Origin of the sequence: Kitasatospora sp. NPDC057500 (assembly GCF_042802195.1) — a bacterium.
In the GTDB taxonomy this organism is placed as follows: domain Bacteria; phylum Actinomycetota; class Actinomycetes; order Streptomycetales; family Streptomycetaceae; genus Kitasatospora.
In genome coordinates this window covers 66,804-75,171 of record NZ_JBHVER010000017.1, presented here as the reverse complement: position 1 = coordinate 75,171, position 8,368 = coordinate 66,804, and the positions used below count along the sequence as shown (strand labels likewise).

4 protein-coding genes and 1 pseudogene are annotated in these 8,368 nt (G+C 74.3%); 2 read left to right on the top strand and 3 right to left on the bottom strand.

The genetic code is table 11. From position 1 onward, the window contains the following. Positions 1–415 (top strand): annotated as a pseudogene (locus ACFU74_RS06410) (hypothetical protein); the annotation flags it as partial. A gap of 140 nt (positions 416–555) precedes the next feature. Here ACFU74_RS06410 and ACFU74_RS06405 read toward each other — a convergent pair. Further along, positions 556–2,745 (bottom strand): ATP-binding protein, encoded by a 2,190-nt coding sequence (locus ACFU74_RS06405; protein ID WP_380752650.1) that lies wholly within the window; start codon positions 2,743–2,745, stop codon positions 556–558. A gap of 331 nt (positions 2,746–3,076) precedes the next feature. Here ACFU74_RS06405 and ACFU74_RS06400 point away from each other — a divergent pair, with 331 nt between their 5' ends. After that, entirely contained in the window at positions 3,077–6,133 is a 3,057-nt protein-coding gene (locus ACFU74_RS06400) for a BTAD domain-containing putative transcriptional regulator (RefSeq protein ID WP_380752647.1), read from the top strand. Between the two features lie 273 nt (positions 6,134–6,406). Here the strand turns inward: ACFU74_RS06400 and ACFU74_RS06395 are convergent, their stop codons facing one another. Then, a complete protein-coding gene (locus tag ACFU74_RS06395; RefSeq protein WP_380752644.1) occupies positions 6,407–7,207 on the bottom strand; it encodes a family 1 encapsulin nanocompartment shell protein in 801 nt (266 codons plus the stop codon). Further along, complete coding sequence (locus tag ACFU74_RS06390) at positions 7,204–8,229, bottom strand: Dyp-type peroxidase (RefSeq protein WP_380752641.1); 1,026 nt, start codon at positions 8,227–8,229, stop codon at positions 7,204–7,206. Before ACFU74_RS06390 ends, ACFU74_RS06395 begins: the two co-directional genes overlap by 4 nt. Positions 8,230–8,368 lie beyond the last annotated feature (139 nt).

Sequence of the window (8,368 nt, the reverse complement as noted above, 5' to 3'; positions counted from 1 at the left end):
GTCCGGCGGGCCGCTGACCCGGGCGTTCGTCGACGAGCACCTGGCGCTCGACCTCGCCGACCCCCACGCCGCCCGCTGGCGCCACCACGCCGACGTGCTCCACCTCGGCACCACCGCCCCCGGCCGGGCCCGCGAGCGGCTCGCCGCCGTCCTGCGGGCCCACCCCGGCTGCGCGGTCGCCACCGCCGACGGCGAGGGCGGCACACTGCTCGTGCTGACCCGGACGGGCGGGCGACTGGTACTGCGGCTCCGCCCGGGGGGCAGTGGCCCGCCCTCACCCGCACAACGGCTCGCCGTCGGCTCCCTCGCCCACACCTGGCTGGCCGCCGGCCGCACGCTCACCGAGATCACCACCCTGACCGCCTCGGCCTACACCTCCCGATCCCCCTGCCTCGGTTGCCCCCTGGCCGGCTGACGCAGGGGGCCCGGCCTCCCCGCCGGATGCGGAGCGGGGAGGCCGGGCCCACCACACGGCGGATCGGCGCGGGCCCGCACGGGTCGCAGCAGCCCGACCACACGCCGCCCCGCCCGGAACCCCCAACCACCCACCCGCCGCTACTGGTCGGGCCGGGCACCCAGGGCGCCCAGGGCGGCGGTGAGGCGGGTGGTGTCGGGGGCGGAGAGGGCCTCGTAGCGGGACAGGGATTCGCGGTAGTGGGCGGCTGCTGCGGTCAGGTCGCCGCGGGTGCGGGCGAGGTCGCCGGTGAGTTCGAGGACGCGGGCCTCCCAGTGGCGGGCGCCGCCCGTGCGGAACTCCGCGAGTGCGGCCGCGTAGCACCGGGCGGCCTCCTCGTGGGCGCCGAGGGCGGCGTGGGCCTGGCCGAGGAAGGCGAGCGCGCGGGCCGCCTCGTAGGCGGCGGGGACGGCGAGGAGGTCGCGGTGGGCGTCGGTGATGAAGGGGACGGCCTCGGCGGCGCGGCCGTCCGCGAGCAGGACGTCGCCGAGCGCGAGCCGGGCGAGCGCGGTGCCGCGGAGGTAGCCCTCGGCCTCGCGGAGCTCGGCCGTCGTGCGCAGGCAGTCGGCCGCCTCGGCGAGCCGGCCCGCCGTGCGGTGGGTCTGGCTCAGTCCGTAGAGGGCATCGGCCTCGGCGAGCGGCCGCCCGGCCTCGCGGGCCAGCTGGAGTGCCTCCGTGAACCACTCGGCGGCCCGGTCCCCCTCCCCCGCGTTGCGCAGGCCGGTGCCGCCGGAGGTGAGCATCCGCAGCCGGCCGTCGGGGTCGCCGTCCGTACCGGCGGCGGTGCGGCCGATCCGGTGGGCCTCGATCCACAGCCGGGCCGGGCGCAGCCGCAGGAACAGCGGCCACATGGCGTCGACCAGTTGCCAGGCGGTGGCGGCCCGGCCGGTCCGGGCGGCCCAGCGGACGGTCTCGGCGAGCCGGCCGGTCTCCGCGTCGAGCCACCGGACGGCGTCCGGCTCGTCCGCGAACTCCCGCACGCCCGGCACCGGTTGGTTGGTGTAGTCGCGGCGCAGGGTGCGGTGGCTGGGGCTCAGCAGTGCCTCGGCGGCGGTGGCGGAGGCGAGGTACCAGTCGAAGACGCGGTCGACGGCGGCCCGCCCCTCCGGCTGCTCCCGCACTTCGTCGGCGCGGGCCCGGGCGTGGAGCTTCACCAGGTCGTGGAAGCGGAAGCCGTCCTTCATCTCCTCCAGCAGGTGGACGTCGATGAGTCCGCCGAGCAGCCGGTCGGCCTCGGCCGGCTCCAGGCCGGCGACCGCGCAGACCACGTCGAGGGTGAAGACCGGGAACGGCAGCAGGCCCAGCAGCCGGTACAGCCGGACGGTGTCGGCCCCGAGCACCGCGAAGGACGCGTCCAGTGCGTGCCGCACGGCTTCCCCCTCGACGTCGAGCGCGGCGATCCCCTCGGACTCGTGGCCGAGTGCCGCGGCGGTGGCGGCGAGCGGCTGGACCGGGCGGGCGGCGATCCGGGCGGCCGCCAGGCAGACGGCGAGCGGGAGCCGGCCGCAGCGCTGCACCACGAGGGCGGCGGCGTCCTCCTCGCGCGCCACCCGGTCGGCCCCGACCCGCTGGGCGAGCAGTTGTACCGAGGCGTCGTCGGAGAGCACGTCGACCGGCCGGAACACGGCGCCGTCTATGCCGAGTCCGGTGAGCCGGCGGCGGCTGGTGACGACGACTACGGCGTGTTCCGAACCGGGCAGCAGCGGGCGGACCTGGGCGGCGGTGGAGGCGTTGTCGAGCAGGACGGCGATCCGGCGTTCGGCGGCGAGCGAGCGCCAGAGCGCGGCGACCTCGGCGAGGCCGCGCGGCACCGGGGCGATGCCGAAGGCCCGCAGGAAGCCGCCGAGCGCCTCGACCGGGTCGGTGGGGCCACCGGGCGCGTGGCCGCGCAGGTCGGCGTAGAGCTGGCCGTCCGGGAAGCGGTCGGCGAGGCGGCGCAGCCACTTGGCGGCGAGCGCGGTCTTGCCGACGCCGGCCGGGCCGGTGACGACCACGGTGACGTCGGCGGCGCCGTCCGGCGAGTCGTCCAACTCCCGGTCCAGGGCTTCGAGGTCGGCGTCCCGGCCGACCAATCGCCTCGGTGTCGGCGGGAGTTGGCGGGGCACCGGGAGTGCCGGGGCGGCGGGCGGCGGGGCGCTCTGGCCGTAGACGGTCAACTGGTGGATCTCCCCGGCCTGGACGACCGAGCCGCCGACCCGGGTCCCGGAGACCGAGTTGTGCGCCCCGGGGTACGAGGGCTCCCGGGGGGCGTGCGGGTGCTGCGGTTCGCGGGTGCCGTCCGCCTCTCTCATCGGCCGCTCCCGCCGGAGCTTCGATACCGAACTCCCGTTGCCGCGAACCGATCCGGCTCCACTGGCTCCCCCAACCGTAGAACGATGGACAGAAGTGACGGGAGTTGCCACTGTGGTGCGACAATCGGCGTTACTCCCATATCACATGAGGCTCGGCCGGACCGGGTTTAGTGTCAATAAGGCCTCCCCGTACAGCGGGACACGGTATGGATGACGCCCCCGCAATCGTGGGATGCTCCCTGCGACACGGCAAGCTGGTAGCCAACCGGCGGGGGGCGTCACAATGGAGTTCCACCTTCTGGGTTCGGTTGAACTTTCGGTGAACGGCGAGTTGTCGGCAATTCGCTCGGACCAGGGGCGGCGGCTGCTGGCCGCCCTGGCACTGGACGTCGGCCGCCCGCTCAACCACGAGGCGCTGGCCAGCCGGCTGTGGGACGAGGAGCCTCCGCCCAGCGCGGTGGCCGGCATCTACACCGTTGTCTCCCGCATTCGGAGGCAGTTGCTGAAGGCCGCCGCCGAGGAGGGGCCCGGCGCGGCCCGCGACGCCCCGACCATCAAGAGCCGATCGCACACGTATACGCTTCATGCCGATCGCCAATTGATCGACTACTGGCGCTTCGTCGACCTTTCCCGCCACGCCCGTCGGCTCACCGAGAACGGCGACGACATCCAGGCCCGTACGGTACTGGGCCGGGCCGAGGAAATCTGGCGCGGCGAGCCGCTCGCGGGCCTGCCCGGCAGCTGGGCCCAGTCCGCCCGCGCCACCATGACCGACCAGCGCCTCGCCACCACCCTGCTCCGGATCGAGATCGACCTGCGGCTCGGCCGGTTCGGCGAGGTCGTCCCCGAACTCACCACCCTGCACGAGGAGCGCCCGACCGACGAGCGGGTCGCCGCCCACCTGCTGGTCGCCCTGCACGGCGCCGGCCGGCAGGCGGAGGCGTTCACCGTCTACCCCGCCGTCGTCCGCCGGCTGCGCGCCGACCTCGGCCTCGGCCCCGGCGAGGCCCTCGTCCGGCTGCACGAGCGGATGCTCGCCGGCGACCCGCTCACCGAACCGTCCGGCCGCGGGCCCGTCACCCCGCGCCCCTCCCCCGCCCAGCGCGCCGGCGGCCCGCCGGCCGCTGCGGTCGGGCGCCGTCTGATCGGCCGGCGGGACGACCTGCGCCGACTGCTCGGGGGCGCCGAGGATGCCGCCGAACAGGGCGGCGTGGTGACCGTCTCGGCGATCCTCGGCATGGCCGGGGTCGGCAAGACCACCCTGGCGCTGCACGCCGCGCACCTGATGCGCGGCCGGTTCCCCGAGGGGTACGTCCACCTCAACCTCGGCGCCCACGCCGTCAACCGGAGCCCGCTCGCGCCCCAGGCGGTCGCCACCGCGCTGCTGCGCCGGCTCGGCGTGCCGGCCGCCACCATCCCGCTCGACAGCGAGGAGCTGTTCGCGCTCTGCGCCGAGGTGCTCGCCACCCGGCGGGCGGTCGTCGTGCTGGACGACGCGGCGACCGCCGCGCAGCTGCGCCCGCTGCTGCCGCCCGCGCCCGCCGCGCTGGTCCTCGTCACCAGCCGCCGCCGGCTCGCCGAACTCCCGGGCTCCAGACCGGTCTTCCTCGACCTCCTGTCGGTGGACGACGCGGTCGCCCTGTTCATCTCGGTGGTCGGACGGGAGCGTGCCGACGACCGGAGCCGGATCGTCGAGATCGTCGAGGGCTGCGGGCTGCTGCCACTGGCCATCGAGATCGCCGCCAGCCGGTTCAAGGCACGGCCGTCCTGGACCCTGGACCACCTCGCGCTGCGGCTCTCCCGCAAGACCGGCCGGCTCGCCGAGATCCGGCACGACACGGAGAGCGTCGCGCGCGCCTTCGAGATGTCCTACCGCTCGCTGCCGGCCGACCAGCAGGAGGCCTTCCGGCTGCTCGGCGCCCACCCCGGACCGGACATCGGCCTGCACGCGGCGGCGGCACTGCTCGGCCGCCCGGTCGACGAGACGGACCACCTGCTGGAGGCGCTGCTGCACTGCCACCTGGTGCAGGAGAATTCACCCGAGCGGTACCAACTCCACGATCTGCTGCGGGATTACGCACTCGCCCTGATGCGGGACGAAGGCGCCGAGGAGGAGGGCGGGGCGGCACTGCGGCGACTGCTCGGATTCATGCTGCACGCGGCCGACCAGGCGGACCGGCTGCTGTATCCCCGGCGCTCACGCCTCCCCCTCCCGGAGTTCCGCCAATTGCCGGGAATGGAAACGTTGTTGTACGACCTTGACCTCGATTCGCAGGAGTCGGCACGGGACTGGCTGGACACCGAACAGGCCGCCCTGACCACCCTCGCCTCCCACGCCCGTGCCACCCGCCACCCGGAGGCCGCCGCCTGGCTGGCCCACGTGCTGGCCGGCCGCCTCGACGCCCAGGCCTACTGGAGCGAGGCCCACGACATGCACCGGGCCGCCGCGGCCCACTGGCGTTCGGCGGCGAACGACCGCTGCGAGGCCCGCGCCCTCATCGACCTCGGCGCCACCCTCGCCAACGCCTCCCGCTACCCCGCCGCGTTCGAGGCCCTCGACCGCGGCCTCACCCTCGCCCGCGCCGAACGGGACCCCGACGCCACGGCGGAGGCCCTGAGCCTGCTCGGAAGCCTGCTGTGGCACCAGAGCTCCCTGCCCGAGGCACTGGCCCGCCAGGAGGAGGCGCTGCGGATCCGAAGAGAGGGCGGCGACCTCTGGAACACCGCGCGCTGCCTCGCGAACATCGGCACCATAGAGAACTCCCTGGGAAACCGGGAAAGAGCGCTCGCCGCCTACGAGACCGCCCTTCCGCTGGCCGTTCGATTTCGTGATCGAACCCTGGAATTGCGCATCCGGAACAATCTCGGGGATCTCCACCTGGGAATCGACGACCATGCGGCCGCGCGCAAATACTTCGAGCGCGTACTTCATATCGCGGGCGACTCTATCTCCCCGTTCGACCTGGCCGTGGTGCACCTCAACCTGGCAGCCTCACTCCCGATGCCCGAGCAGTTCGACCGGGCCGTCGCCCTGTACCGGTCGGCACTGGCGACCTTCCGGTCGACCGGAAGCATCCGGCACGAGGCGAACGCCCTGAACAGCCTGGCGGGCGCACTCCTCGCCACCGACCGCCCGGCCGACGCCCGCGACCAGTACGCAATCGCAAGGGAGTTGGCCCGATCGGTCGGCGCGGCCCGCGAGGAGACCGCGGCCCTGCGCGGACTCGCGAGCTGCGAACTGGCACTCGGCGCCCCCGCCCCGGCCGTCGCACTCCTCCATGAAGCCGTCGCCCTGGCCGACCACATCAAGGCGGCCGACGAGGCCGCACTGGCCCGACGGGCACTCGCACAGGCGCGCCGTGTGAGTGAAGGTTCTGTCGCGGAATAGTATGTTTATCACCCCCACATCTACGAACTCGCGCGCGATTTGCTCAGGCGCGCCCGACCTGATTTGCTGATCACACAACGAACGACTTAGCACCTACCGCAGAAATGTGTGGTCGACTTGTTCAAGATCGTCATTGCAGCTGCCCTCACGCTCTCGCTCGCCGCCGGCTTCGGCGGGACACCCGTCTGGGACATCGCCATTTGGTGCTGACGGGGGGCAGCAGAGTGGGGCCGGTGCGGGTTCGCACCGGCCCCGTGGTGTTGGTGGGGGGGGTCAGGGGGTGGTCAGGGGGACCGCCGCTTCGGGGGTGAGGAGGCGGGCCGTCAAGGTTTCGGTCAGGTACAGGTTGACGGTGTCGGGGGTGTGGGAGAGGTAGCCGACGCTGACGTCCAGGCCGAGGTGGAGTTCGAAGTCGCCGCCGCGGGTGGAGAGGAGGAGGGCGCCTTCGATGGCGGGGGCCCAGATGAGTTCGCCGTCGAGGAGGCGGGCGATGTGGCTGGCGACGGGGTAGCCGTGGTCCGACGTCTCGTTGACGGCGGTGTAGGCGTCGGCGCCCAGGAGGAGGGCGTAGGGGCCGCCGACCCCGGCCAGGCGGAGGGTGGTGAGGGCGCGGCTGACGGCCTCCGGGTATTCGCGGACGTCCGCCGGGAGCGGGACGGCGGGGTTGGTGGCGGCGGCGCGGATGCCCTCGATGGCGGCGGCGGGGTAGCCGTCGAAGACGGCGCGGTCCTCGGTGAGGGCGAGGGTGCGGGCGGCGTCCTTCACCGGTTGCCAGTCGCTGTCCCGGGAGCCGCGTTCGACGTCGTCCACGGCCGAGCGGCCGACCGCGAAGGGCACCCGGAGCTCGACCAGCGGCCGCACCTCGCGGGCGTGGGCCTGGACGCCGGGGTTGGGCGGGTCGATGGCGGTGAGGTGGCCGGTGCCGACGGCCGCGAGGGCGGGGCCGTCGGGGCCGCTCAGGTCGACGACGCGGCGGCCGGCGAGGTGGAGCTTGAAGGTCTGCCTGGCCTCCTCCTCGATCTCCGCCCAGGCCGCGGCGGACACGGGGGCGAGCTCGCGGTGCAGGTTGTTCATGGCGCGGGGGTGCCTTTCAGGCTGCCGATGGCGAGGGAGCCGTCGGAGGGGGCGGCGGACGGGGCCGGGGCGGGGACGACGGCGGACGCGGCGGCGGACGGCGCGGGCGGCGGGGCGTCGAGGAAGTCGGCGGTCGGGACGTGGAACAGGGTCCCGGTCGCCGCGACGGAGAAGTCGAGCAGGCGGTCGTGGACGCCGGGCGGGCGGCCGACGAACATGTTCTCCAGCATCTCCTCGGTCACCGCCGGCGTGCGCGAGTAGCCGATGAAGTACGTCCCGAACTCCCCGCCCCCGGCGAACGAGCCGAACGCCATGTTGAACCGCATGATCTGCAACTCCTCGCCGTCCGGGCCGGTGACGGAGGTCAGCGCGACGTGCGAGTCGGCGGGCTTGACGTCGTCGGCGAGCTCGATGTCGGTGAGCTTGGTGCGGCCGACCGCGCGTTCCTGCGCCTCGACGGGGAGGCGGTTCCAGGCGGCGAGGTCGTGCAGGTACTTCTGGACGATCACATAGCTGCCGCCCGCGAACTGCGGGTCCTCGGCGCCGATCAGGACGGCGTCCGCCGCCGCCCGGCCCTCCGGGTTCTCGGTGCCGTCGACGAAGCCCAGCAGGTCACGGTCGTCGAAGTAGCGGAAGCCGTGCACGGCGTCGACCACGGTGGCGGCGCCGGCGAGGCGGTCGGTGAGCTGGCCGGCGAGTTCGAAGCAGAGGTCCATCCGGGCGGCGCGCAGGTGGAACAGCAGGTCGCCGGGGGTGGACGGGGCCCGGTGGCGGGCGCCGGCGATCTCCCGGAAGGGGTGCAGCCCGGCCGGGCGGGGGCCGTCGAAGAGCCGGTCCCAGGCGTCCGAGCCGATTCCGGTGACACAGGTCAGGCCGGCTTCGGGGGCGCGGAAGCCGACCGCCCGGCGCAGGCCCGCCAGGTCGGGCAGCAGGGCCCGGGCGGCGGGCTCGCCGCCGGGGTCGATGGTGAGGACGAGGAAGATCGCGGCGCTGGTGAGCGGGGTGAGGACGGGCTGCGGCATCGGCGGACTCCGGTCTCCGGGGTCTGATCATCCGTACGATTACACCCCAGAGCGGACATTTCGGCGCGGTCGGCAGGCCGAGCGGGTGCGGGACGGGGGAACGGGGACGGCCCCTCACCGGGGTTCACCGGTGAGGGGC